27 protein-coding genes and 1 pseudogene are annotated in these 22924 nt (G+C 39.3%); 16 read left to right on the top strand and 12 right to left on the bottom strand.

The window, feature by feature from the left end; all coding sequences use genetic code 11:
- Window positions 1–67: 67 nt before the first annotated feature.
- The 3 genes from BN6556_RS03135 to BN6556_RS03125 form a co-directional block, all read right to left on the bottom strand.
- The gene (locus BN6556_RS03135) at window positions 68–280 is read right to left on the bottom strand and encodes a hypothetical protein (RefSeq protein ID WP_066187082.1); all 213 of its coding nucleotides are present in this window, start codon (window positions 278–280) and stop codon (window positions 68–70) included.
- Window positions 281–550: 270 nt separating this feature from the next.
- Window positions 551–1789 carry a beta-ketoacyl-ACP synthase II gene (gene fabF, locus BN6556_RS03130; RefSeq protein ID WP_066187081.1) on the bottom strand — a complete coding sequence of 413 codons (1239 nt, stop codon included), beginning with the start codon at window positions 1787–1789 and terminating at the stop codon, window positions 551–553.
- A gap of 18 nt (window positions 1790–1807) precedes the next feature.
- Window positions 1808–2743 (bottom strand): beta-ketoacyl-ACP synthase III, encoded by a 936-nt coding sequence (locus tag BN6556_RS03125; protein WP_066187079.1) that lies wholly within the window; start codon window positions 2741–2743, stop codon window positions 1808–1810.
- A gap of 192 nt (window positions 2744–2935) precedes the next feature.
- Between BN6556_RS03125 and BN6556_RS03120 the strand changes: the two genes are divergently transcribed.
- The gene (locus tag BN6556_RS03120) at window positions 2936–4372 is read left to right on the top strand and encodes a zinc ribbon domain-containing protein (protein WP_066187077.1); all 1437 of its coding nucleotides are present in this window, start codon (window positions 2936–2938) and stop codon (window positions 4370–4372) included.
- A 68-nt stretch (window positions 4373–4440) separates the two neighbouring features.
- Window positions 4441–5232 (top strand): zinc-ribbon domain-containing protein, encoded by a 792-nt coding sequence (locus BN6556_RS03115; protein ID WP_066187075.1) that lies wholly within the window; start codon window positions 4441–4443, stop codon window positions 5230–5232.
- 397 nt (window positions 5233–5629) lie between these two features.
- On the opposite strand, the gene BN6556_RS03110 is transcribed toward BN6556_RS03115, so the two are convergent.
- On the bottom strand, window positions 5630–6589 hold the full coding sequence (locus tag BN6556_RS03110) for a BMP family ABC transporter substrate-binding protein (protein ID WP_078059905.1): 960 nt from the start codon (window positions 6587–6589) through the stop codon (window positions 5630–5632).
- A 341-nt stretch (window positions 6590–6930) separates the two neighbouring features.
- Here BN6556_RS03110 and BN6556_RS03105 point away from each other — a divergent pair, with 341 nt between their 5' ends.
- Window positions 6931–7107, top strand: coding sequence for a DUF2929 family protein (locus BN6556_RS03105; protein WP_066187070.1), 177 nt, complete (start codon window positions 6931–6933; stop codon window positions 7105–7107).
- A gap of 85 nt (window positions 7108–7192) precedes the next feature.
- A complete protein-coding gene (locus BN6556_RS03100; RefSeq protein WP_066187067.1) occupies window positions 7193–8011 on the top strand; it encodes an undecaprenyl-diphosphate phosphatase in 819 nt (272 codons plus the stop codon).
- A 53-nt stretch (window positions 8012–8064) separates the two neighbouring features.
- On the opposite strand, the gene BN6556_RS03095 is transcribed toward BN6556_RS03100, so the two are convergent.
- Together BN6556_RS03095 and BN6556_RS03090 are read right to left on the bottom strand one after the other, a co-directional pair.
- Entirely contained in the window at window positions 8065–8376 is a 312-nt protein-coding gene (locus BN6556_RS03095) for a metal-sulfur cluster assembly factor (RefSeq protein ID WP_066187065.1), read from the bottom strand.
- 68 nt (window positions 8377–8444) lie between these two features.
- Entirely contained in the window at window positions 8445–9209 is a 765-nt protein-coding gene (locus BN6556_RS03090; RefSeq protein ID WP_066187402.1) for an alpha/beta fold hydrolase, read from the bottom strand.
- A 359-nt stretch (window positions 9210–9568) separates the two neighbouring features.
- On the opposite strand from BN6556_RS03090, the gene BN6556_RS03085 reads away from it, so the two are divergent.
- The 3 genes from BN6556_RS03085 to BN6556_RS03075 all read left to right on the top strand — a co-directional run bounded on the left by BN6556_RS03085 (window position 9569) and on the right by BN6556_RS03075 (window position 11240).
- On the top strand, window positions 9569–10426 hold the full coding sequence (locus BN6556_RS03085; protein ID WP_066187063.1) for a Cof-type HAD-IIB family hydrolase: 858 nt from the start codon (window positions 9569–9571) through the stop codon (window positions 10424–10426).
- A 142-nt stretch (window positions 10427–10568) separates the two neighbouring features.
- Window positions 10569–10757, top strand: a complete 189-nt coding sequence (locus tag BN6556_RS03080; protein WP_066187058.1) for a DUF3813 family protein — start codon at window positions 10569–10571, stop codon at window positions 10755–10757.
- Between the two features lie 219 nt (window positions 10758–10976).
- Window positions 10977–11240: a NifU N-terminal domain-containing protein gene (locus tag BN6556_RS03075; protein ID WP_066187055.1), complete on the top strand. Its 264-nt coding sequence runs from the start codon at window positions 10977–10979 to the stop codon at window positions 11238–11240.
- Window positions 11241–11462: 222 nt separating this feature from the next.
- Here the strand turns inward: BN6556_RS03075 and BN6556_RS03070 are convergent, their stop codons facing one another.
- Window positions 11463–12311: a YitT family protein gene (locus BN6556_RS03070; protein WP_066187053.1), complete on the bottom strand. Its 849-nt coding sequence runs from the start codon at window positions 12309–12311 to the stop codon at window positions 11463–11465.
- 263 nt (window positions 12312–12574) lie between these two features.
- On the opposite strand from BN6556_RS03070, the gene BN6556_RS03065 reads away from it, so the two are divergent.
- Window positions 12575–13435 carry a DegV family protein gene (locus BN6556_RS03065; protein ID WP_066187051.1) on the top strand — a complete coding sequence of 287 codons (861 nt, stop codon included), beginning with the start codon at window positions 12575–12577 and terminating at the stop codon, window positions 13433–13435.
- Window positions 13436–13450: 15 nt separating this feature from the next.
- Here BN6556_RS03065 and BN6556_RS03060 read toward each other — a convergent pair whose 3' ends face one another.
- Complete coding sequence (locus BN6556_RS03060) at window positions 13451–13648, bottom strand: transcription initiation factor TFIIIB (protein ID WP_066187048.1); 198 nt, start codon at window positions 13646–13648, stop codon at window positions 13451–13453.
- A 115-nt stretch (window positions 13649–13763) separates the two neighbouring features.
- Window positions 13764–15176 (bottom strand): alpha-amylase family glycosyl hydrolase, encoded by a 1413-nt coding sequence (locus BN6556_RS03055; protein ID WP_066187046.1) that lies wholly within the window; start codon window positions 15174–15176, stop codon window positions 13764–13766.
- Window positions 15177–15515: 339 nt separating this feature from the next.
- Here BN6556_RS03055 and BN6556_RS03050 point away from each other — a divergent pair, with 339 nt between their 5' ends.
- The 3 genes and pseudogenes from BN6556_RS03050 (at window position 15516) to BN6556_RS03040 (ending at window position 16701) form a co-directional block, all read left to right on the top strand.
- Window positions 15516–15830 carry a hypothetical protein gene (locus tag BN6556_RS03050; protein WP_066187044.1) on the top strand — a complete coding sequence of 105 codons (315 nt, stop codon included), beginning with the start codon at window positions 15516–15518 and terminating at the stop codon, window positions 15828–15830.
- Window positions 15831–15845: 15 nt separating this feature from the next.
- A pseudogene (locus BN6556_RS03045) lies at window positions 15846–16469 on the top strand (hypothetical protein); the annotation flags it as partial.
- Window positions 16462–16701 carry an RpnC/YadD family protein gene (locus BN6556_RS03040; protein WP_066187037.1) on the top strand — a complete coding sequence of 80 codons (240 nt, stop codon included), beginning with the start codon at window positions 16462–16464 and terminating at the stop codon, window positions 16699–16701. The pseudogene BN6556_RS03045 and the gene BN6556_RS03040, both read left to right, overlap by 8 nt.
- Window positions 16702–16983: 282 nt before the next feature.
- Here BN6556_RS03040 and asnB read toward each other — a convergent pair whose 3' ends face one another.
- The 3 genes from asnB to BN6556_RS03020 all read right to left on the bottom strand — a co-directional run bounded on the left by asnB (window position 16984) and on the right by BN6556_RS03020 (window position 20954).
- Complete coding sequence (gene asnB, locus BN6556_RS03030) at window positions 16984–18819, bottom strand: asparagine synthase (glutamine-hydrolyzing) (protein WP_066187031.1); 1836 nt, start codon at window positions 18817–18819, stop codon at window positions 16984–16986.
- Between the two features lie 482 nt (window positions 18820–19301).
- A complete protein-coding gene (locus BN6556_RS03025) occupies window positions 19302–19670 on the bottom strand; it encodes a YisL family protein (RefSeq protein WP_066187028.1) in 369 nt (122 codons plus the stop codon).
- A 105-nt stretch (window positions 19671–19775) separates the two neighbouring features.
- Complete coding sequence (locus tag BN6556_RS03020; RefSeq protein ID WP_066187025.1) at window positions 19776–20954, bottom strand: DUF418 domain-containing protein; 1179 nt, start codon at window positions 20952–20954, stop codon at window positions 19776–19778.
- A 384-nt stretch (window positions 20955–21338) separates the two neighbouring features.
- Here BN6556_RS03020 and BN6556_RS03015 point away from each other — a divergent pair, with 384 nt between their 5' ends.
- The 5 genes from BN6556_RS03015 to BN6556_RS02995 are packed head-to-tail and all read left to right on the top strand — an operon-like array spanning window position 21339 to window position 22885.
- A complete protein-coding gene (locus BN6556_RS03015) occupies window positions 21339–21557 on the top strand; it encodes a spore germination protein (RefSeq protein ID WP_066187022.1) in 219 nt (72 codons plus the stop codon).
- Window positions 21558–21568: 11 nt separating this feature from the next.
- The gene (locus BN6556_RS03010; RefSeq protein WP_066187019.1) at window positions 21569–21775 is read left to right on the top strand and encodes a spore germination protein GerPB; all 207 of its coding nucleotides are present in this window, start codon (window positions 21569–21571) and stop codon (window positions 21773–21775) included.
- A 25-nt stretch (window positions 21776–21800) separates the two neighbouring features.
- Entirely contained in the window at window positions 21801–22337 is a 537-nt protein-coding gene (gerPC, locus tag BN6556_RS03005) for a spore germination protein GerPC (RefSeq protein WP_066187016.1), read from the top strand.
- 4 nt (window positions 22338–22341) lie between these two features.
- Complete coding sequence (locus BN6556_RS03000) at window positions 22342–22536, top strand: spore gernimation protein GerPD (RefSeq protein ID WP_066187013.1); 195 nt, start codon at window positions 22342–22344, stop codon at window positions 22534–22536.
- Window positions 22517–22885 (top strand): spore germination protein GerPE, encoded by a 369-nt coding sequence (locus tag BN6556_RS02995; protein ID WP_066187009.1) that lies wholly within the window; start codon window positions 22517–22519, stop codon window positions 22883–22885. Before BN6556_RS03000 ends, BN6556_RS02995 begins: the two co-directional genes overlap by 20 nt.
- Window positions 22886–22924: the final 39 nt, after the last annotated feature.

Genomic DNA, 22924 nt, shown 5'->3' with positions numbered 1-22924 from the left:
CTAATCTCTTTAATGATCTTTAATGAACAGTATGGCCAATATCGGATAAATTATTCTTAGCCTGTTATTATTTAACAGATATATTTGTTATTTTTTGTACACTAATCCCCATAAAGAGGAGACCAATGAAGAAGAAATAACATTCTATTCTTGTCTGAATAATGGCCACATAATCAAGAAAACTTAGTCCAGCTGGTATAAAGTTTAAATATAAAATAGCGGATACTCCTCCAGAGATAGCCAGTCCAAATCCAACTAAAAAACAGACAATATACACCATATTTTTTGCCCTCCAACGCTTTGTATGATGTATATGTACAAGCATAGGAAACTATGCAAAACGATCACCTGAAGCTTTCCGAATTCAGCAAATGAGTGCAAGTCGTATTATCACCAATTCGACTGTCAATAAGATGGTTGATAAGCAATGAGTTTATGTTCACATATGTAAAAGACCAAAAGCATATAAAAATCGAGAGAAGAAGCACTTGGCCCTTCTCTCGATTTTTATATAGCTTATTCTATTTCCTTTGTCTTATCAGCTCCAGATTTACTGAAACTTTTTAAATACGAGTGTTACGTTATGACCTCCGAAACCAAAGGAATTGGAAATCGCAAACTCAATATCTTTTTGTAAGGACTCATTCGGAATATAATGTAAGTCACATGCTTCATCAGGTGTTTCATAGTTCGTTGTTGGTGGTAAAACCCCTTCTTGAATTGCTCTTACACAAGCGATTGATTCAATGGCACCAGCCGCTCCTAATAAATGACCAGTCATGGATTTGGTGGAAGATATATCCACGTTGTAAGCATGATCATGGAATACCGTTTTGATTGCTTCTGTTTCAAACGCATCATTATACTGCGTACTCGTCCCATGTGCATTGATATAGCCCACTTGTTCTGCGGTTATTTCTGCATCTTCTAATGCTTGTTGCATCGAACGGGCAGCACCTTCGCCATTTGGTGCAGGAGAAGTGATATGATAAGCGTCTCCTGTGGCACCATAACCGATGATTTCCGCATGAATAGTGGCGCCACGCGCTTGGGCAGACTCTAGTGATTCTAGAATAAGGATCCCTGCCCCTTCCCCCATAATAAAACCATCACGATCTTTATCAAATGGACGACTTGCCGTTTTCGGATCATCATTAAATGATAATGCCTTTGCCGTCGAAAAACCGGCGAATGCCATTGGTGTTAGTGGTGCTTCTGCCCCACCGGCAATCATATAATCGGCATCTCCGCGGGCAATAACTTTAAAGGCATCCCCGATCGAATTTGCCCCTGAAGAACAAGCGGTAACCGTACAGCTGTTAATACCCTTGGCACCAAGCTGGATTGAAACTTGCCCGGCAGCCATATCCGGAATAAGCATTGGAACAAAGAATGGACTCACCTTGCGATATCCTTTATCCACAAATCGTCTAAATTGTTCATCATAAGTCGCCATCCCGCCAATACCAGAACCAATCCAAACACCGACACGATTGGCGATTTCATCGGTAATATCTAAGCCAGCATCTTCCACAGCCATACGCGAGGCTGCTACTGCATATTGCGTAAACAAATCCATGCGTTTTGATTCTTTCTTATCCATAAAGTCTGTTGCAACAAAGTCTTTGACTTCACCGGCTACTTTTGCTGGAAAATCATCTTTATCTACTTTTGTTACATAGTCAATCCCAGAAGTACCTGATTTCAAATGATCCCAGAATTGTGAGACAGTATTTCCCAAAGGTGTAATAGCACCCATTCCCGTGACTACCACTCGTCTTTTGCTCATTTCATTTCCTCCTTCGATCTATTTACCCCATTTTATTGCGACAGCGCCCCAAGTCAATCCTCCACCGAAACCGACAAGAACCACTAAATCGTTATCTTTTATTTTACCGTTTTTCACAGATTCAGACAAAGCAATTGGTATGGAAGCAGCAGAAGTATTACCATACTTGTTCACGTTCACTGCCATTTTGTCTTCCGCAATGCCTAATCGTTGTCTGGCTGCTTCCATAATTCGAATATTGGCTTGGTGTGGGACAAGATAGTCAACATCTTCTTTAGCATAACCAGCTTTCTCCACCACATGAACAGACGATTCAGGCATTTGTCTTACCGCAAACTTAAACACCTCACGTCCATTCATAAATATATATCGATCGTCTTGTGACAAATGCTTACCACCACTACCATCAGCGCCTAGCTCGAAGGACAAGATCCCTTTATCTTCACTTACAGGACCAAGTACTGCTGCACCGGCACCATCTCCAAATAGGACACACGTGTTGCGATCCGTCCAGTCCGTAATTTTCGACAGTTTTTCTGCACCGATAATTAAGATATGTTTATAATCTCCTGTTTCAATAAATTGTTTCGCCGTAATCATGGCATACATAAATCCGGCACAAGCCGCACTCACATCCATAGCTGCTGCCTTTGTTGCGCCTAAACGCTCCTGTAACTTACAAGAAACCGTTGGAAATGGCTGATCCGGAGTAACCGTAGCTACCAAAATCAAATCCAAATCTTCTCCTGTTATATTAGCATCCTGTAAGGCTTGTTCTGCGGCAAAAAAAGATAAATCCGATGTATTTTCATTATCTCCGGCAATTCTGCGCTCTTCGATACCAGTTCGTGTTCTTATCCATTCATCGCTCGTTTCTACGATTTGTTCCATATCTTTATTCGTTAACACTTTCTCAGGAACATAGTGTCCTACTCCAAGAATACCTGCTTTCACTAGCACCCTTCCTCTCAAAGGATTTATTATCAATTATTAAGACGTGGTACTAATTTTAAAGCAAGCTTGATTTTTTTTCAAGCTTCTTCTCTGTAAAGAAAGGACTTTACTTTTTCACGCATCTGTCGATATAAGATTTGTGTCTTTTTTTCTACTGGTTATACAAACGAACAATGAAAGGATGAGTAATGATTGAACAACTTTTGTAAGGAATGTGGACATGCTTTAAAGGAGAATGCCCATTTTTGTCCAGAATGCGGCACACCTAATACGGTCCAGCAGCCCCCACCAAAGAAGACAACATTTATCGGAACAAAACGTAAGCAATTATCCAAAAAACAAAAGATCGTCTCCATAAGTATTGCAGGGGTGATTATTTTGTTATTTAGTGCTTATCAAGTTGGAGCGTTTATAACGGATAAAGATCGTTTGATCGGACAATTTGAAGAGGCCCTAATTGAAAAAGATAGCAATGCCATGTCGGACCTGTTATCAACAAGTGATGACCGTATGGAAATAAACGAAGATAACACCCAGAGACTGATCGATCGAATAGAAGACAACCCTTCACAACAAAACTATTTTGTCGATGCCCTAAAACAACAAGGAGAAGCCTATGATGAGGGGGCAGCATCTCCTATGACAAATTCCGTTTTCTCTCTTGAAAAGAAAGGGAAAACAGCACTAATTTATGATAATTATCAAATTGAAGTGACACCCTTCTTTTTTGAAGTGGGAACCAATATGAGTGATGTACAGATTTTATTAGATGGAGAAGAGCTTGCTATTAGTGATTCTGATACTTACTCAAAGGAATTTGGGCCACTGATGCCTGGTACATATCACGTAACGGCAACCTATCAAAACGACTACACCATTTTAGAGAATCAGGCAGAATTATCACTTTGGGAAGCATCTTATGATCAGAATCAATTACTGGACTTATCATTATACGGGGAATACGTCTCACTTTATTCGGAATATGCAGATATTGCCGATTCTACTGCTTTTTTTGTGAATGATCATGAAATCAGCATGTCCGAAGATGAAGATTTTGGACCTGTTTCAATTGATGGTTCTGTTGAGGCATATAGCACCCTTTCTTTCCCTTGGGGAGAAGCAAAGTCAGAGGTAACGCCGATTAATAGTACCTATTTAGACCTGGCTGTACCCAATCCTTTCTCAGAAGAGGTGCGTACAGAAATTATAAATACCATTCATAGCTTTGGTGAAGAATTTGCCGCTGCACAGCGCGAACGCGACGTCTCATTATATACAAACATATCCTCAGAATATGAAGAAATAGCTGCTGAGGAGTTTGAATATATGAATGAGTATGGTAATCGCTGGACTGGTTCTTATCAAAAAGTCATCATTGATTTGGATAGCTTTTACCTAGTCAAACAAGACGAGCAATTTATCTTAGATGTCAATACCCAGTTTCATTATGCGGATGTTGCTTCTTATGATGAAGACGATGACGATATAGAAACGGAAGATGAAATAACCGATTTATCAGTGGAATTGATCTATGATAACGAAAATGAGGCATGGCTGATCAATGATTACAGCTCTATTTGGGCATTCGAAGCCTCAAATACAGAAGAACGAACAGCAGAAGAACAATAATCCATTTTAGAAATGAACGCTAGCTATTTGCAGCGGATATCAAATATCTTTCAAAGGAGCGATTTATAATGCAATGCACACAATGCCATGCACAGCTAGAAGAAAATGCGAAGTTTTGTACGAATTGTGGTGCCATGGTAAATGATGAAAACACTTCGGAAACCATCGCAGCAAACACAGCTGAACTTGTTGAATCCAATAATAACCCTTCCTCACAAACCAACGATTATGTGGAGCAAGGGAAAGTTATTAGTAAGCATTACTGGAATTTTATTCGAAGAGCACTGGCTACCCCATACTTAACGAGTAAAGAGGTAACACAGCAGGAAAGGATCAATGGCATTATCACACTTGTCCTCTTCTCTATCTTATTACCGCTATTTACTTATTTGAGTATTCGCAGTTTATCAGACGGTTATATCGAACCGCCGTTTTTCGATGTTGTCATTAAACCTTTCTTTGGTCTGATATTGTTTTCTGCCCTTCTGACTCTCGTGAAATTTGGTGTAGCTAAGCTCATGAAAGCCCAAATCGATTTCTTTGGTGTATTGACCACCTATGGCACATTAATGGTCTTACCAACTGTTGTCGCATTCGCTTCATTATTGTTATCTTTTTTTAGCAGCTATGGGTTTAGCATGATGCTCTTCATTCTTGCCATAAGCATCACATCCGTAGCAAGCATGGCAACGATCTTTGCAATTAAAACAAAGGCACCGGAAAAGAGTGGTTTAGACGTCATCTATGGCTTGCTTATCACTTATCTCGCTATCGCCATTATCCTTTTAGTGATTGGTGATAGTGTTCTTGGCAGTTTGCTAAACGAGTTAGAAAACATGTTCTATACCCCACCATTCTAAAAAACCGGGCTATCAAGCCCGGTTTTTCTTAAAAGATAAGAAAGTATAGAATTCTGAGTATGATTGGACGTGGACCGATTTTGATCTTAAACGAATGGTGGTACCGATAAGATGGATGATGTAAAGTATCTAGTTCCATTATTCCATGTAGTAAAGTTGATGGTTTGTCAGTACTAGGAAACGCTCCGGAAACAGGTTCCGCTTCGATGCATAGGACATGCAAGTGCAGGTGTGGCAATTGTCGTCGTGATCTTAGCCTGCGAACCTTCATGTCTTGGCTTTAGCCTCTTCGTCAGCAAAGATCGCTTCCTGCGGGATCTTCACATGGCCATTACTGCAAGATGCGGCATATGTAAAGTATTCTAGATACTGGAAGGCTTTCATCATCATAATCACTTTATGACTGATGAGGCAAAAGACCTGTCTCGACATACTCTTCAATTAATTGATCCAAATGCTGAACAGTTGCTTCTGGTACTTGTTCGCTGTATGGCCCTATCGTAATGACCCCTTCAGCAAAGCCAAAATTGTATATACCGCCAGTTAATTCCCCTTTTGTTAACTGTTCGATTGCATACACGTACAGTTTATCAACATGCTGCTGCGTACTTGTTAATACCGACTGACCACCATGTGGCTGCTGATCATTTACATAACCAATCGAATGAATCCCATCATTCATGGCCGCTTCTACAACTGCCAAGCTATATGCATCTCCTGCTGGATAGACCACATCAACGTTATTATTCAGCATTTGCTGATAATAATTCAAGGCCACTTCCGATTCATCCCAGCTATTTACATAGCGCACATCGACCTCAGCTTCCTGGTTTTGGTAAAGTACACCTTCGTAAAACCCTTCCACTTCAGGCTGCCACTCAAATGCAGCGAGCACGCCAACATGATCATTCTCCGACATGTCCCCTGCCAGCATCCCCGCAAAGAAGCCCATTGCCAACGAATTGAAGTTCAAACTGATTAAATTATCCCCTGAATAACCTCCGTTAACATAAATAAATTCAATATCAGGATAAGATGAATGCAGCTGATTAAAAAATTCTCCATAGTTACTGCTATGCCCTATAATCACCTGCACTCCTTGATTGGAAAGTTCTTCTACCGCTACATTTACTTGCTGTTGTGTTTGTACTCCTTCACGAAAAAAAATCTCTGAATCAAATTCTTCTTCTATATCTAATAAACCATGATACCCTCTGCTTCCCCATGTTTGATCATTAATGGTATGCTCAATTAACATGCCAACACGTTCAACCTTGTTAGAATCTCCTTGTTGACAGCTGATTAATAATGGAAGACCGATTAACATGAGGAAAAGCAACATCATAAACCTTCTCAATTAGTGCACTCCCCAGCAAATTGAAATTTCATTCTCCGTATAACCTTAGTACTATTCTATCGTCTCTTCTTGTTTACGTAAACCAAGAACGTATTACAAATTGATTACAAATTGAGCGTAAATAGTGGCATAAAGCCTTTTTTGTTTCTATTCACTAATACTTTATTTTATTAAAAAAGTTTGGTAAAATGTAATAAGTGTAACAGAAAGACCATACATAAAGGGCGTCCTATTCATGATCATGCTATGAATCATAGCGATGATCGGATACCTTATAACAAATTCTATTTTTTTTGGTATTATATTCAATGAGAAAGAATATATTGAAAGAGGTGAAACGGATGAAATATTTTGCTACTATTTTTTGGGCTGTCTTGATTATCACGGTTGTGTCCTATGTGTTAACAAGTATGGCAGGGCAAGCTTTTAACATTGGGTCCACGCTTTCGGTTGCAGCCATTTTTGCCGTAGCTGCTATCGTCTTGGGTGAAGGTATTTTGAAAGAAGAAAATTCATGAGATATACTTAGGTCTATTGCTAACCCTTGTCTTTCCTTCTTGACAAGGGTTATCTTTATGAGTCGATTGTGTTAGGAGGATATAAATGGAAGATTTCATATTATTGATTAAATACCTATTTTTAGGTTTATTACAAGGCTTTACTGAACCAATCCCTATCTCATCCAGCGGGCATTTAGTCTTAGCCCAAGAGATTTTTAACGTGGGAATTATCGAAAACCTCTCCTTTGAGGTACTGGTTAATTTCGGTTCTTTAATTGCGGTATTAATCATTTATTGGAAAGACATTATTAGTATCGCAAAAAATGGTATTCAATACATAGGGACAAGAGAAACACGATACCACTCCGATTTCATGTTTATTGTCTATCTTGTAGTTGCCACTGTACCAGCTGCTGTACTTGGTCTCTTTTTCGAGGATCTTATTGCCAAGACCTTTGGTGGTAAGGCGAGTATGGTTGGTATTTCATTGTTAGTTACCGGGGCAGCCTTATGGATCATTCGTAACATCCGAGGTAGTAAAAGCGATGGGGAGTTGACCTGGAAGGATGCGATTATTATTGGGCTTGCTCAAGCCGTTTCACTGATACCTGGTATAAGCCGCTCAGGTGCAACGATTGTTGCTGCCATGTTATTAGGTTTGAAACAAGAAACAGCTTTACGTTTTTCGTTTCTTATGTTCATTCCAGTAAGTGCTGGTACGATGGTTTTATCAATTGGCGATGTGATTCATGATCCAAATATCCAAACACTTTGGATTCCTTATGTGATTGCCTTCATTGCCGCCTTGATTGCTACCTATTTTGCGCTGCGCTGGTTTATGAATATTATGGCAAAAGGCAATCTTAAATATTTTGCCATCTATTGTTTTATCGTAGGTATTCTTGCCTTTATCTTGCTTTAGTATACGTAAAAAGGCGATTTCCCTTTTGGGGAATCGCCTTTTTTAAAATAATATTAATCCGGAATTCCAAGGGCAATTTTGGCATATCTAGACATACGTTCTTTAGACCATGGAGGATTCCAGACAATATTCACATCCGTGTCTTTCACCTCAGGAATATCTTCCATTACTCGCTTAATATCTTGTTCAATGTGACCTGCTAAAGGACAGCCCATCGCCGTTAACGTCATCGTAACCGTTGCGATCCCTTCCTCATCAAGCTCCACTCCATATACAAGACCTAAGTTCACTATATCTATACCAAGCTCTGGGTCAATGACATTCTCCAAAGCTCCCATTAGGTTCTCTTCTAAAGCCTGATCCATCGTATCCCTCCTTTAAGTTTCTTGCCCTTATTATAAAACAAATCGCCCGACATTTAAAACATATATCCTTATAATTGATATTCTAGCCAGTTAACAAACTCCATCGTAGCAAAACGGCTTACCTTATGACCACTGTCTAATTGTTTAAGAAAGGCAATATTCTCTGGATTTTTATAAAGGTGGATGACCTCCTCATAAAAACTATAACTGTGATCAAAAGGTACTACCGTATCCTGTTTCCCATGCCAAAAAAATAGCGGGCGCCCAAATAATTTTTCTGCTTGCAGGGATAAATCGATTTCCTTTATCTCTTCTAATAGATTTTGCACCTCTTCATCGGATACAGGAAAATCTGGCTTATGTTCTTTCATTAAAGCAATCCTATATTCAGCATATTGTGTTAATTTTGGGGAACCCATCAGCACTCCCGCTGTCTTAATCCAGGAAAATTGTGTTAACGCAGCCGCAGTGGTCATACCACCCATGCTGGTACCTGCCAGCCCAAATCGATTTCCTTCCAGTAATCCTTTGGCAACCAGCTCTTGATAAATCATCTCAATATCATCTAAATTTTGTTTGATAATATCGAAAAAACGCATTTCCAATACCCCTTGTGACAGGTCTTCTTCCCTCTCTCCATGGTACAAGCTATCTGGCAATATCACTCGATATCCTTTTTCCGCCAACAAATAAGCGATGGGCAGATTATATTCCTTTGCGCTCGTAAAACCATGCATATACGTCAATACCGGCAATGGCTGATCTTTTTTTGGGGCTGGGGCAATATGTAACAATGGCAGGTGATTCCAATATTCTTTATTTACAACAATCAATGGTGACATTCCTTTCTTATTCCTATTTTTAAAAACGGTACAATAGATACGATTCTCCTTTTATGATATAACTTCTAAAGCAAACTTTCAAAAAATTAAGATAAACCAAGCAAAATCTGTCCAGTTCTTTATTACTAATCCTTCATCAGCGGTTGATGTGAAAATTACTTCACTTATTACATATCGACTCATTCTGGCGACTAACATTGTAATGATGAAGTAAAAAATTGTCGCAAAATCAAGATATACTTCCCAGATACAGTAACATCTAATCGATAAAAATACGCGCTTTAAAACACACAAGAACTTTACATCATATTCATTTACATATAGACTATATTTAATAAAGAGGTGATAATATGCAAATGAACAGACATTTAATCGCACTTGATCTGGATGGCACATTATTAACTGATCAAAAGCAGATTAGTCCTTATACAAAACTAGTCCTTCAACAGGCGGTAGAAGCGGGGCACATTGTTGTCATTGCAACTGGGAGACCCCATCGTGCCAGCATCCAATATTACAAGGAACTTGCTTTAGACACACCTATGGTGAATTTTAACGGGGCCTTAATCCATCATCCTTCCGACAAAAAGTGGGATTCTCTCCATTCTCCATTGCCGAATCGCACGGCAAAAAAAATTATTCAAACCTGTTATGATCTGAATGTTAAAAATATTTTTGCAGAGATGATGGATAGTATGTACTTAGATCGTTTTGATCAGGAGCTTGTGGATGTTTTCACTACACCTGACGAACGAGAATCAATTACGATTGGCAGTTTAAAGCAATATTTGCTGGAAGATGACCCAACTTCCTTATTAATCCACCCAGAGGATTATCAAGTTGATGATTTACGGCAATATTTAAATGACCATCATGCCTCCATGGTGGAACATCGCAATTGGGGAGTACCGTGGAATGTGATTGAAATCGTTCGAAAAGGAATTAATAAAGCAGTAGGCTTAAAGAAAATCGCTCACTACTTTCATATCCCAGCTGAGCGGATTATCGCTTTTGGAGATGAGGATAATGATTTAGAAATGATCGATTACGCTGGTGTTGGTGTGGCAATGGATAATGCCATTATGGAATTAAAGCGGATCGCTGCCTATCATACAGCAACTAATGAACAAGATGGGATCGGTGGCTTCCTATCCGATTATTTAAAATTGGAAATAGCACCTTTAACTACTAAATCATCACTCACATAAAAGCAGCATAACCGACCATACTATACATGAACGTCACCACATGATGTTCATGTTTTTCTTCGTACTGAGCCAAACATGCTACTGTGAATCATGATGGTCATCGATTGATAAACCTAGTGATTCCTAATTGGAGGTTTTGTAAATGAAAAATCAAATGATGGAACAAGCAAAAAACGCTGTAAATCGTATGATGAACCGTGGATTTGATGAAGAGGACAAACAAGCGGCACAGTCAGCTATTCAAGCAGCCATGACCCAAGCTTCGGCAGAAGAACAACAAGAATTACGCCAGCTTGAAAAACAGCTGCAACAGCAAAATCAACTAAAGTAAGAATGCAGCAGAATGAAAAGGCAGAGATAGGAATTTCTATCTCTGTTTTTTTTCGATGCTTGGCTATCTCTTTGCTTTGCTTCCCGATAAAACTTTGATATGATTAACCTTAAATAAGTTGTTCAAAAACACCAGTAAACGTAACGAATTTTGAACATGTACTTAAATACATAATTTAGTCGGCTTGGAAGTCGGGTAGTTAACAAAGGAGGCACTAAAATGAGTATTCATGTAGAGTCAACACCTAATCCGAATGCGATGAAATTCAACAGTGATAAACTGATTTTTGAAGGTAACAATAGTATATCGGTCATGCCAGGTCAAACAAGCGAACATGGTGTGTTAAATGAATTAATGAAACTTGATGGAGTAGATAATGTCTTTGGATTTCAGCACTTTATAACAGTGAACAAAAAATTCGACGCAGAATGGGACGAATTAATCGAAAAGGTAGAGGCCGTTATCGTCAGCTTTGGATACTAGAAGTTAAAAAACCGGGTGGATCCCGGTTTTTTTATAAGCAAAGACAACATTACCTCCGATATAATAGGTGCTGGAACAGTTTTAATCTTGCAATAGACGAACTATAAAATTTCATAACAACACCTTTAACCATCGTACCTAACTTGTATTAATGAAAATGAACCTAGTATTATTTTTGCAAAGTTTCCCTTATTCAAACTTTGTAACGTTTTCTAAAATGGTTCAATCATTTCGCCTAAAGAAACCATACACACCAGCCGTTTGAATAACATTGGCAAAGGCATTCTCATCCACCTCACGAATAATTCGCTCCAAATCATATAATTCATAACGAGTAATAACCAAGTATAACATATGCTTATCTTCTTTCGTATAGGCACCTTTTACGGGTAAAATGGTAATGCCACGAACCATCGTATCGTGAATTGCCTTTTGTAATTCATCTGCTTTTTTAGTAACAATCATCGCCGTAATCTTCTCATGACGAGTATGTATCCCATCAATCACTCGTGTAGTTACATACAACCCTATCAGTGTATATAAAGCATTTTCTGGCTCATTTAACACACCTGCAATCATGATGATGAAACCATTAATTATCATCAAATAACCGCCAATTGGCTTGTCTTTCATACGAGAAAGAATCATAGCAATAATATCTGATCCACCAGTAGATGCACCCCATTTAAGTGTAATACCAACACCAACACCAGCAATTACGCCGCCAAACACCGCATTGAGCATTATATCACTTGATATCTCAATAATGGGAATAACTTCTAGAAAGAGGGATGTCGCTACCACGGAAACAAAGCTGTATATAGTAAACCCTTTTCCTACCATAAACCAGCCAAGAATGGCTACAGGAATATTGAGACATAATAAAATAAGACCTGTACTAGCAAACTGTAGCCCTAAATATTCTTGTGAAACAGTAGTAAGGATCTGTGCCATCCCAGTAAAACCACTTGCATATACATTGGCGCTAATCATGAAGAAATTCAACGCTATTGCATTAAGCACTGCACCAATTATTACAATAAATATCCTTTTAGCCTCCATCAAGAACACGATTCATTCCTCCTCATTTATGCTTGTTCCGATCATTCACACAGGACTAAACTATACTAAAAAAACACAACACTTCCAAGTACTTCACTATCATTTTTTGATATTTATTTGAGAAAGACGTAACTAAGTTCTCATTTTACCGTAAAAAACATGGTTTAGCTACTGCTTGTTGGCGGAAAACGTGTTATACTCTTTCTAAGTCTAAACCAAGTATAAATCAATCATACATGATGGTTATACAGAACAAATAAGGGGGGATTTTGATGGCAGTAAAAATACTTGCCGATTCAGCCTGTGACCTGACAAAAGAGGATTATCAGCGTTATCAAATAGAGGTACTTCCTCTGATTGTTCAGCTAGATGGAAAGGAATATGAAGATGGGGTTTCTATCTCTGCCAAAACGATCTATGATGCCATGCGTGGTGGTGCCACACCGAAAACAGCCCAAGTAAGTGCCCAAGCGTTTAAAGACACCTTTGAACGACATGCGGCTGCAGGGGACCAAGTGGTTTATTTTTCCTTTTCTTCTCAGCTTTCCGGAACCTATCAAGCCGCTAAATTGATGGAACAAGAAATCAAAGAAAGCTACCCTGATTTCACCCTTCACGTCGTTGATACCAAGTGTGCTTCACTCGGCTATGGCTTAGTCGTGTTACGAGCAGCTGAGTTGGCCCAAGCAGGTGCAGATGTAGACGAAATACTGAAGACAGGACAGCATTATTATCAGCATATGGAACATATTTTTACCGTAGACGATTTGGAATACCTCTATCGTGGCGGTCGAGTAAGTAAAACAGCCGCTTTTGTAGGTACGTTATTAAAGGTGAAGCCACTCTTACATATGGAGGATGGTAAATTAATTCCATTAGAGAAAATACGCGGCTCCAAAAAAGTGTATAAACGCATGATCGAAGTGATGGAAGAACGAGGAGCAGACCTCGAAAATCAACGAATCGCTATCAGCCATGGAGACGCACTGGAAACAGCTGAACAGCTAAGCCAATTGATTCGTGACAAATGGCAAGTGAAAGATATAAAAATAAATATGGTTGGATCAACAATTGGCGCTCACTCCGGCCCTGGTACGATTGCCTTGTTTTTCCTAAATGATTCGCCTTTATAATAGCGGTGTGTCCCATCAAAACCATGCATCTTTGAACCTGGAAGGTTTTGTCACATAGCTTTCCAGTATCAAACCACATACTGGACAAATCAAGTGTTCGACTGGGGAACCTAGCATTTTACCTTTGGGCATAATGACACCATAACCATGCTGCATGCCCTTTCCGAAGTCTGTCCCTCCACATTTGGGACATTGCTTTGTTTCATGAGTCATAATCAATCACCTCTTTAATGTGATATACGAACTTATCCTTCTCATGGTTTCATTATTCTTCCTTTAATCCACAACAAAGGCACTAGTGTATAGAACAGCTAGTGCATTTTCTTGCTTATTTTTCTGCCTGCTTTCCCTTTCTGTTTAGGGCTACCACAAAGAAGACAAAACCTCCAAATATGACTGCAACTAAGGAAAGAAAGAACCAATTCAAACCGCTATCGTCCTCTAATACAAAGATATTGCTTGTTTCCCTGTCCAGAATCATGCGATAAGAACCGTCATCCTGTTGCCTGACAATATCATCATCTAAAATCCCTCGTAACTGCATGTCATCCTCCACATCATTCAATGCAACGGTCTGCGTTTCGGTATCATTATTAATCGCTACATACATGGTTTGTTCTGAAGAAGAACGCTTGAATACAGTCATCGCACCTGATTCAGCTACAACTTCCAGTTCACCTTGCTGTAAAGCTGATGAGTCACCCCGAAAATTAGACAACCGATCTAGATGCTCCGTTAGTTCTTCATCGGTTTTATTTAATTCTGCCATGCGGTGATCCGGTTCGTCTGCCCCATTATCCATTGGTACTTCCACTCCTTGATAAAACAGAGAAGAACCAGGTAGCGTATATAACAAGGTTGCTGCCAATTTCCACCGGGTCACAGGATTGTATCCTTCCTGAACCGATTCAAAAGCAAAACGGGGCGTGTTGACAGATTCGATAAAGTGTATGCCGGACAGATCTTGCTCTAAGATAGGTGTAATCGATTCACCAGGTTGCTTAAGAGCGTCGACTGCTGCCGATTGAAAGGTGTTGTTCATATCATTTTGGTCATTATCCCCATCATATATAACCGTTACATCCTCTTTTTCCGCTTGCAGACGTTGATTTAATTCCTCGATAAAATCATCTGGCGTCTGTTGATTCACATAAAAGTGAAAGCCATCTACATTGGATGTTTGCAGCCAATAAATAGCTGTCTCCATCAAGTACTCTTGTACATCCTGATTACTCATATCCACAGTTGGCAAATGCTCACCCAATGTATTTTCGGTGGTCTCTTGCACCCAGTCCATTTGTTCATCATTCCAGTTATGTTCAGAACTGACATGACTTAATGGAAAATCTAATATGACACGCATATCTCTTTCCTGCGCTTCTGATACTAGTTCTTGCAAAATAGCTATATCACCAAAGTGCGGATTAACACTTTGAGCCGATGTGATATCAAAACCATGATAAGACTCTGCTTCCATCACCGGACTTAAGTTGATCATGGTTATCCCCAAATCACTTAAATCATCCATTTTATCAATAATTCCCTGAAGATCTCCCCCATGATAGGCATCTGAATCATCAATATCAATATCGATATCATTATCATTGTCTCCATTATTATAGCGATCAATCAGCATGTAATAAATGCGTTCATCTGCTTGTTCGGCTGCTTCTGTAGATATAAAAGGAAAGATTAAAAACAAGAAACAGGTCATCATACATGCTCTTTTTATATATTGCATAATAGTCCCCTTTTCATAATAGTTATGCTTCTATTATCCTTGAGACCAAATCAGAAAGTCAAATGAATATTTTTTATTCTGTATGAATTTTTTGTGAAGAAGTAGATGTAACGAGAACGCAAATGAATGACTAAATATTGTAGCATACTTTTCTTATAAAAACATGAACATTCCATTTTAAAAATATTCATTTCAGCAAAAATCATCAAATAGCCAGGCACTATTCCGATTATCTCCCCTCTACACCTCATGAAAATCTACTTTTACCGTTTTGCCTTGCCCGCCATAAAGCGATAAGATGAAAACAAATTCATTCTAACAAAAGGATGTGGTATACTAATGTTAACCGCATTAAAAGAAGATACGCATGATTATCGCTCGACACATCCGGATTATGATGGCCTATGGAAAAACATTATTCAAGAATTGTTTCAAGCATTTATGGCCTTTTTTGCGCCCGATTTGTACCCGGACATTGAGTTTGACAAAGGCATCGACTTTGAAGGTACAGAGCTTCTCCCGCATATTTTGAGACAGGCAAAAGGGAAAAGATATACGGATAAAGCGAGACTTATCAGGAGGTTTAGAGACCGTTGTTTTCCATCACCACTTGGAGGTATTTCTCATACAGTCGGAAAACTTACGGGCTCTTAACGCTGTGATAAGTTAGCCAAAGTAACATTAAAAAGTGGCAAAAACCAATACATCCATATCCATATTGAAGTGCAGGCAGTTGGGAATAAAAAATTTGCCCGGCGCATGTTTCCATATTTTTACCGCCTCTACGAAAACCATACAGAACCGATTTATGCCATCGCGCTGTTAACGGATGCCAGCGAAGCAAACTATGAAAATCAGTTTCATGATGCCTTTTATGGCACGGAAATCACATATCGTTACAACACCTATCACTTTTACGGGAAAGACGAAGAAGAACTGAAACAATCGCCGAACCCCTTCGCATTAGTGGTGCTTGCCGGTATCTATGCCAGTAAAAAAACCACTGGGAAAGATGATAAAAGGATGAGTGAGGAACAAAAGAAGCAAAAGCGCGAGGAAACCAAGTTTGATCATAAGAAGATACTGGTCGACTTAGTCTACGAAAAATATCGACACCGCCCCAAGTATCTTTCTGCCTTATTGTATTTTATTGATTACATCATGAAGCTACCAGACGAATTACAGGAACAATTTTACGAATCATTACCCATCATCCAAAACGAGAAGGAGGGCAAAAACGTTATGGAAATGGAAAAGTTAAGAGACACCCCCGACATTTGGCCGATTGATTAGAGAAATTGGGGAAGCGGCTACAGAACAAGGATTGGAACGTGGGATAGAGCAAGGTATGGAACAAGGTATGGAGCGCGGAAGAGAAGAAGGCAAATTGGAAGGCATTGAAGAAGCAGAACGTAATGTTGCCAAAAAGCTGATAGACCGTGACTATTCGGATGAAGAAATATCGGAGTTAACCAGTCTTGAGCTTAAAGAAGTGACGAAACTACGGAAATCGCTTGAACATTAATATCAAAACGAAACAAGAGAATTCTCTTGTTTCGTTCTCTTTTTATGAGTTAAAAAAGTTTATAATCACTGATATAACTTGATGGATATTATTTTTACTATAAAGGCAATAGGAAAGGTTTAATCCTTCTTACATTCCTCCTTTTTAATCCGTTGTTTGAATTTTTTTCTTAGCTGATAACTGATAAGCAGCAGTAACAAGAGAGCCATGGCTAACAAGGTGTCCCTCTGACCAAGTATGGTGATTACGTTCTCCTCGCTTATCGGAGAAGCTATTCGCATGTTAGAGATCAATGGTAACATCGTAAGTTTCCAGCCAATAATCAATTTGTGCAAGGTGGGCCAAAAGCTGCGGACCTGTCATCAATTGACCAAACCACGGGGTTTCAATGCTGGACGCTTTTTGCTGTACCAGCTCTGTCACTTTATCACGATTCATTATCTCAAACAACCTAGCTTCCTTTTTGTTAATGATCATCTGCATCCACTCCGTTACCGCTTTGGTATAGGCGGGATGATATGTCTTTGGATAAGGGCTTTTCTTACGGTATAATATATCATCAGGCAAAAGCCCCGTTAATGCCCTTCTTAGTATCCCTTTTTCCCTGTTGCCATCGTTTTTCATTTCCCAGGGAATATTCCAAACATATTCGACCAGGTGATGATCACTAAATGGAACTCGAGCCTCGAAGCTTGCGCCCATGCTCATTCGATCTTTTCGATCTAATAATGTCGGCATAAACCAGTGCATATTCAAATAGAACATTTGCCTTCTGGCAGACGCTTCTTGGCTCTCTCCCTCCAGCAATGGAGTTTCATCAACTGTTTCTTGATATCTTTTCTGGACATAAGCCTGGATGTCTATCTCTCTATTAATTTCACCTCGTAATAAATGTTGACGAAAAGCAGATGAGCGTATCCATGGGAATCCTTCCCTTTCTAAGTCTTCTTGACGATAAAACCATGGATATCCACCAAAAATCTCATCTGCGCATTCACCGGATAAGGCAACTGTCACTTGTTTCTTTGTTTCTTGACAAAACCACAATAAGGAACTATCGACATCTGCCATACCTGGTAAATCACGATAGGTCACCGCCTCTTTCAACAGTACTGCCAAAGTGTTATTATCCATATGAAATGTCTGGTGTTTAGTTTGCAGGGCAGCCACCATGATATCAATAAAATCATTATCTTGATTAGGTTGGAAACTACTCTTTTTGAAATATTTATCATTTTCTTGATAATCAATGGAGAAGGTCTGCAACGGCTTGGTTAGATTGTTGGCAGCAATAGCCGTAATGGCACTTGAATCCACTCCCCCCGATAAAAACGTGCCTAAAGGAACATCAGAAACGAGTTGCCTTTCAACAGCTTCTGTCAGTAGCTGCCGTACTCTTTGTGCTGTTTCCTCTACTGAATCTTGATGTAGATGACTTTTCACATTCCAATAACGTCTAGTCTTCCAACCTGTTTTATTATAAATACCAACATGACCAGCACGTAACTCTTTGATTCCAGCAAACACACCATGACCAGGTGTTCTGGATGGACCGAGGCCAAAGATTTCCGCTACTCCATCCTGCTGAAGAACTGGTTTGATCTCTGAATGAGCCAACAACGCTTTTATTTCTGAGGCAAACAGAATGCCTTGCTGGTGTTCTGTGTAAAAAAGGGGTTTAACGCCCAAACGATCTCTCGCTGTAAATAATTGCTGCTTGTACTGATCCCAAATGGCATATGCAAAGATACCATTTAATTTATCGACATGATCTTCTCCCCATTCCATGTAACTCTTCAGTAATACTTCTGTATCTGAATGGGAGCGAAACTGCCAGCCTCTTTTTATTAATGCTGTTCTGAGCTCTTCTGTATTATATAATTCCCCATTATAAACCAGCACATATTCCTGCAGATTTTTCTGTTCTTTCATAGGCTGTTTACCACCTTGAGGGTCTATTACGACCAGGCGCTGGTGCCCAAAAGCAACATGTCTGTCTTGATAGTAACCTGTTTCATCCGGTCCACGATGCTGCAATGTTTCTGTCATCTTTCGGACTTGTTGGCTTTCTTTCGCTACATCACGGCTAAAATCAATCCATCCCGCAATCCCGCACATGAATATCGACACACCTTTCTCTTAGTTGCTCTTACCATTATATGCAGCACCCTTGAGAAAAATCATGTTATTTCAAAACTTTGGGAAGGGAATTTCTTTTTTGACTTGATTACTCCCTATTGGTTTGCAAAATTCTCTATCCAACGATCATTTTTGATGAATATGAATTCTAGTAAACCTATTCCTCCATCTAAGCCGGAATGTGACTGTTACAAAGGAAACTCAGAAAATGAAGACAAGAAGAGAAAGTATCACAAGGATTGTTATCAAAAGAAAAGGTACGAAGGCCTTTCGTAACTCCCCTTCCTCCTCCGCGTTTTTTATTTTTTCCCTATATGTTTTCCACGAAAAGACATACCCTATTATAATCACTACCAGTACCAATACAGTAAACGCATGGATCGATCTCTCCCCTCCTCACCTTGAAATTTAAGCCTCCTACACCACAAAAACCGTGGAGGACTTTCCCCACGGTTTTTTGTTTAAAATAATTGAACGCCTATCGGCAGTCTGCCAAAGCCTAGTACTAACACAATAATAAAGGCAATGATAAATTGAATCCAGAAACTTTTAGCAGGTTTAGATTTCGCCGTTTTAACCAAGATCATTTCCATAGCGGCAATCACCCAAATACCGGCCACACCTTTTACAATAGCCTCAGGTAAGTAGGAATTAGTTCCTATGAAATAATCAGCTATCAAATCTCCACCTGAATATAAAATAAGTAAATAATCCAAGCGCAGAATCATATGCAGGATCTTCCCTGCCTTACTCCCTTTTTTATACATGGCATAAGAAACAAATAACAAAATAACCGCTAGCACCCATGCCGTAATGTGCAAATGTGTCAATTCACTGCACCTCCTATTCCCTCACAAATTTCATTCTTTTATCTTATCATGGATAGCAATAAAATTCATTTGTGAGCCTTTTCTTCACGTAATTGTCATTACTTCCTATAGTGCTCGTTTATTTGATAATTTTTTTTGATAAATCAAGCTTCGCCACAGCCATTCTATCGGTCCTCTCTGGTAATATCGCAGCCACCAAAAGCTAACCAACACTTGGATCGGATAGATAATTAATCCAACCAATATCGTTTGGAATGGTGTTAGTGTATCATATAATCCCAGTCCATACGAATAAAATAGCAGTACTCCTAAGACAGATTGGAGCAGATAATTGGATAATGCCATCTTTCCTACATATCCGAGCCAGCGAAACAATTTGACTGCCTTATTATACCATAACGTTATCGTCAGCAAATAGAAAATCGCTGAACCCGTACCGCCAAGGGTGTCTTGCACCATCTGCAGCCAAAATGGGTTTCCAATCAAATAAGGACCAGCCTTACAAACGGCAAAAACGAATAAGGAACCTACCCACCATCTTTGTAAAATTTTCCGGTGAGCCGTGATATCATGCAGCCAGCGGTTTCTTCCAAATAATACTCCTAAGAGAAAAATTGGAAGTAAGTTACAAGTGATCATGAAGAAATTCAAGACGTTATTACTATAGAACCAATCTGTTGCATTTTGTTGCCAAATGGCGGTAATACTGCCTTCTCCATAATGTTGCAAGGCCTGATTAATCGCCGCTGTATTCGCTAATGAGCTGGTATCCGCTACTAGACTGGTTAAGAATAACAAACCAGTTAGCATCAGCACTGGAATAACTAATAAACAAGCAAACCAAACCCACAGCGTTATATTTTTGCGTGTAAGAAATAATAACAACAGCAAGCCCACTAAAGCGTATGTGATCAAAATATCCCCATACCAAATAACAAAGGCATGTATAGCACCAATGATTAATAAAATAATCAGACGGCGCACCATCCATTTTCTTGGTGATTCAACCTGTTTCGCTGACAGGTTATCATAGATCATGTACATACCAAAGCCAAATAAAAAAGAAAACAGAGAATAGAAACTCGCCTGAAAAAAGATATCCAAAAGCATTTGAATGATCCCGGGATCCCCCAATCCCCAATAATTTTGACCATTTCCATATAAAAAATAAGGGCCATGAAAAGACGCCAGGTTCACCAGAAAGATACCTAATATGGCAAAACCGCGTGCACTATCAATCCATGGCAATCGTTTCGAATCCGTTAACGGCAGTGGATTACTCAATGATATCGACTCCTTTATTAAATTTTAAACGAAACACAGACAGTTTAGAATCCTATTTATCGATTGTAATGTCATACGCGTTTCTTCTATCCGAAAATCGATTTCTGTTCACACCCAAGCCTGTACTCGCATAATCTAAGATTGGTAGGCTAAGACCGCAGACTTTTGGGGTTACGTAACTCGTTCCTCCGAAATCATTTGTTGCAACGCCTGCAACTATATAAGTTGAACTTATCAATATAACAAAGACGTGTGACAAACAAGTCTTTGCTTACATTATTTCTTGATAATATCTTGTTTGATCCATTCGTGTGAATCACCATTCACACGCCTTTCAGCTTATATAGTACGTCAAAATGATGTAACCATGTTAGGATGATGTATATGCCAGCAATTGTTGGTGCAGTAAAGGTGATTAACATTGGTTCTTCCAGTATTTTTCATATTGGAGATGTCTATAAAATCCAGCCTTACACTCAAGCCAAAACCTTTGCAGGTGGCGGGTCATTCAACACAGGCGATGGAATCCGTGTGCATCTTGAAAATGCACAAACAACGATGGTAGATAACGATCAATTTGATCAAAATATATCTGGAATATAGTAGGTGATTTCATGCATATAACCGTTAATCAATCGATTTATATTCATTTTCTCAAGGTTGGCAGTATCACTAATTCATCCGTTCTGCAAATAGGAAGTACTGGCAGTATGCAAACTCTCTCACAGTTATACAACACGGGCGGGTATTCGACAGCTGCAGAACAAGCAACGGCAGCAGGAGAAGCTAGTGAGTCATTAGTACCTCTTTCCCCTTTCTAACAGATGTCAGAAGGAGTGATAACGAATGAGCAATCAGCTGATAATGCATTATATAACACAACTGCAGCAACAAGTGCAGCAACTCTATCAATATAGTCACTCCTTAGAGAACCGAATTCAGCAGCTTGAGAGTAATAAACAGGCCAAAACCTCCATCGAAAAACTGGAATACCATTTCGATCAACTAAAAATTGAACGCTTAGATGGAACTCTTCATATTGGGATGACGCCAGAAGATTTACAAAGTAGCGAAGACCTTTCGTTAAATCCCTCGCAAGGTCAAACGCCCTTTCCTTCTGTACATCAAACTTTAGTAGAAGATGCAGACAATGAACTCCCAGGTTATGTACATTCGCTTGAGCAGCAATATAATTACCCACTTGAGGATGATTTTCGACAAACATTAATCCAAGATGTGAAACAACAGTTGCCCAACCGTATCGCATACTATCAACAAGCCAATGTTCCCCCGACAGATTTACCCCAACACATCCTTGAGCATGTAAAAAAGGAATGGCAACAAGGACTGAAAAATTGGTTTAGTAATCAGCAGAAGGAGTGACGTTATGTATTACCAAGTAAATAACAGGCAATTAGGTGTAGGAAATATTTCTATCTTAGGCATTTCTGGTTCTTCTTTATTCATAGCTGGAGACAGCTGTCATATTCAACTGGCCTCTTTATTCGATACACCTCCCGAGTCCTATATTGTTGGGGCAGCGGAAGGCAGGTTGATCCCGCTTGGAAACACGGACGACTAACGTACAACAACTGAAACTCGACAGTCTTGCCTATAGTTCCATATTACAAATAGGAGATACCAGCTTCACAGAACCTAGTGTGAATGTAATCGCTGTTCAAAAAGAAGGTGGTATTTCATCAGACAAAAGCTTTTCCTTTGAAGACGATTCTTTTTTCCAACAATCTATTCCTTTTCTTCCTAATTACAGCTTAACCTATGGCGATCATCATATGTTGTGCCCAAGAATTGATATTCATTCTCTCGATGTTTCAGCTGCCTCCTCTTCTGCTGTCATTCAACTCGGAAATAGTCAGCACGTGCATTCGATTGCCCGACTCAAGCATATACGCATTGTCGACCCAGATTAACCCAGCAAGTTTCATGCACCTCAAGGTTATCTATTAAAT

This window comes from Gracilibacillus timonensis (assembly GCF_900086715.1).
GTDB lineage: Bacteria > Bacillota > Bacilli > Bacillales > Amphibacillaceae > Gracilibacillus > Gracilibacillus timonensis.
Note: the sequence above shows the minus strand (reverse complement) of the source record. Positions and strands in the feature narration are given on the sequence as shown.

Coding starts and splice junctions, on each gene's coding strand:
- fabF (WP_066187081.1), bottom strand. CDS start 1,789: ATGAGCAAAAGACGAGTGGTAGTCACGGGAATGGGTGCTATTACACCT.
- BN6556_RS03050 (WP_066187044.1), top strand. CDS start 15,516: ATGTTAACCGCATTAAAAGAAGATACGCATGATTATCGCTCGACACAT.
- BN6556_RS03100 (WP_066187067.1), top strand. CDS start 7,193: ATGGAAGATTTCATATTATTGATTAAATACCTATTTTTAGGTTTATTA.
- BN6556_RS03085 (WP_066187063.1), top strand. CDS start 9,569: ATGCAAATGAACAGACATTTAATCGCACTTGATCTGGATGGCACATTA.
- BN6556_RS03135 (WP_066187082.1), bottom strand. CDS start 280: ATGGTGTATATTGTCTGTTTTTTAGTTGGATTTGGACTGGCTATCTCT.
- BN6556_RS03080 (WP_066187058.1), top strand. CDS start 10,569: ATGAAAAATCAAATGATGGAACAAGCAAAAAACGCTGTAAATCGTATG.
- BN6556_RS03060 (WP_066187048.1), bottom strand. CDS start 13,648: ATGACTCATGAAACAAAGCAATGTCCCAAATGTGGAGGGACAGACTTC.
- BN6556_RS03055 (WP_066187046.1), bottom strand. CDS start 15,176: ATGCAATATATAAAAAGAGCATGTATGATGACCTGTTTCTTGTTTTTA.
- BN6556_RS03075 (WP_066187055.1), top strand. CDS start 10,977: ATGAGTATTCATGTAGAGTCAACACCTAATCCGAATGCGATGAAATTC.
- gerPC (WP_066187016.1), top strand. CDS start 21,801: ATGAGCAATCAGCTGATAATGCATTATATAACACAACTGCAGCAACAA.
- BN6556_RS03010 (WP_066187019.1), top strand. CDS start 21,569: ATGCATATAACCGTTAATCAATCGATTTATATTCATTTTCTCAAGGTT.
- BN6556_RS03015 (WP_066187022.1), top strand. CDS start 21,339: ATGCCAGCAATTGTTGGTGCAGTAAAGGTGATTAACATTGGTTCTTCC.
- BN6556_RS03105 (WP_066187070.1), top strand. CDS start 6,931: ATGAAATATTTTGCTACTATTTTTTGGGCTGTCTTGATTATCACGGTT.
- BN6556_RS03065 (WP_066187051.1), top strand. CDS start 12,575: ATGGCAGTAAAAATACTTGCCGATTCAGCCTGTGACCTGACAAAAGAG.
- BN6556_RS03115 (WP_066187075.1), top strand. CDS start 4,441: ATGCAATGCACACAATGCCATGCACAGCTAGAAGAAAATGCGAAGTTT.
- BN6556_RS03095 (WP_066187065.1), bottom strand. CDS start 8,376: ATGGATCAGGCTTTAGAAGAGAACCTAATGGGAGCTTTGGAGAATGTC.
- BN6556_RS03000 (WP_066187013.1), top strand. CDS start 22,342: ATGTATTACCAAGTAAATAACAGGCAATTAGGTGTAGGAAATATTTCT.
- asnB (WP_066187031.1), bottom strand. CDS start 18,819: ATGTGCGGGATTGCGGGATGGATTGATTTTAGCCGTGATGTAGCGAAA.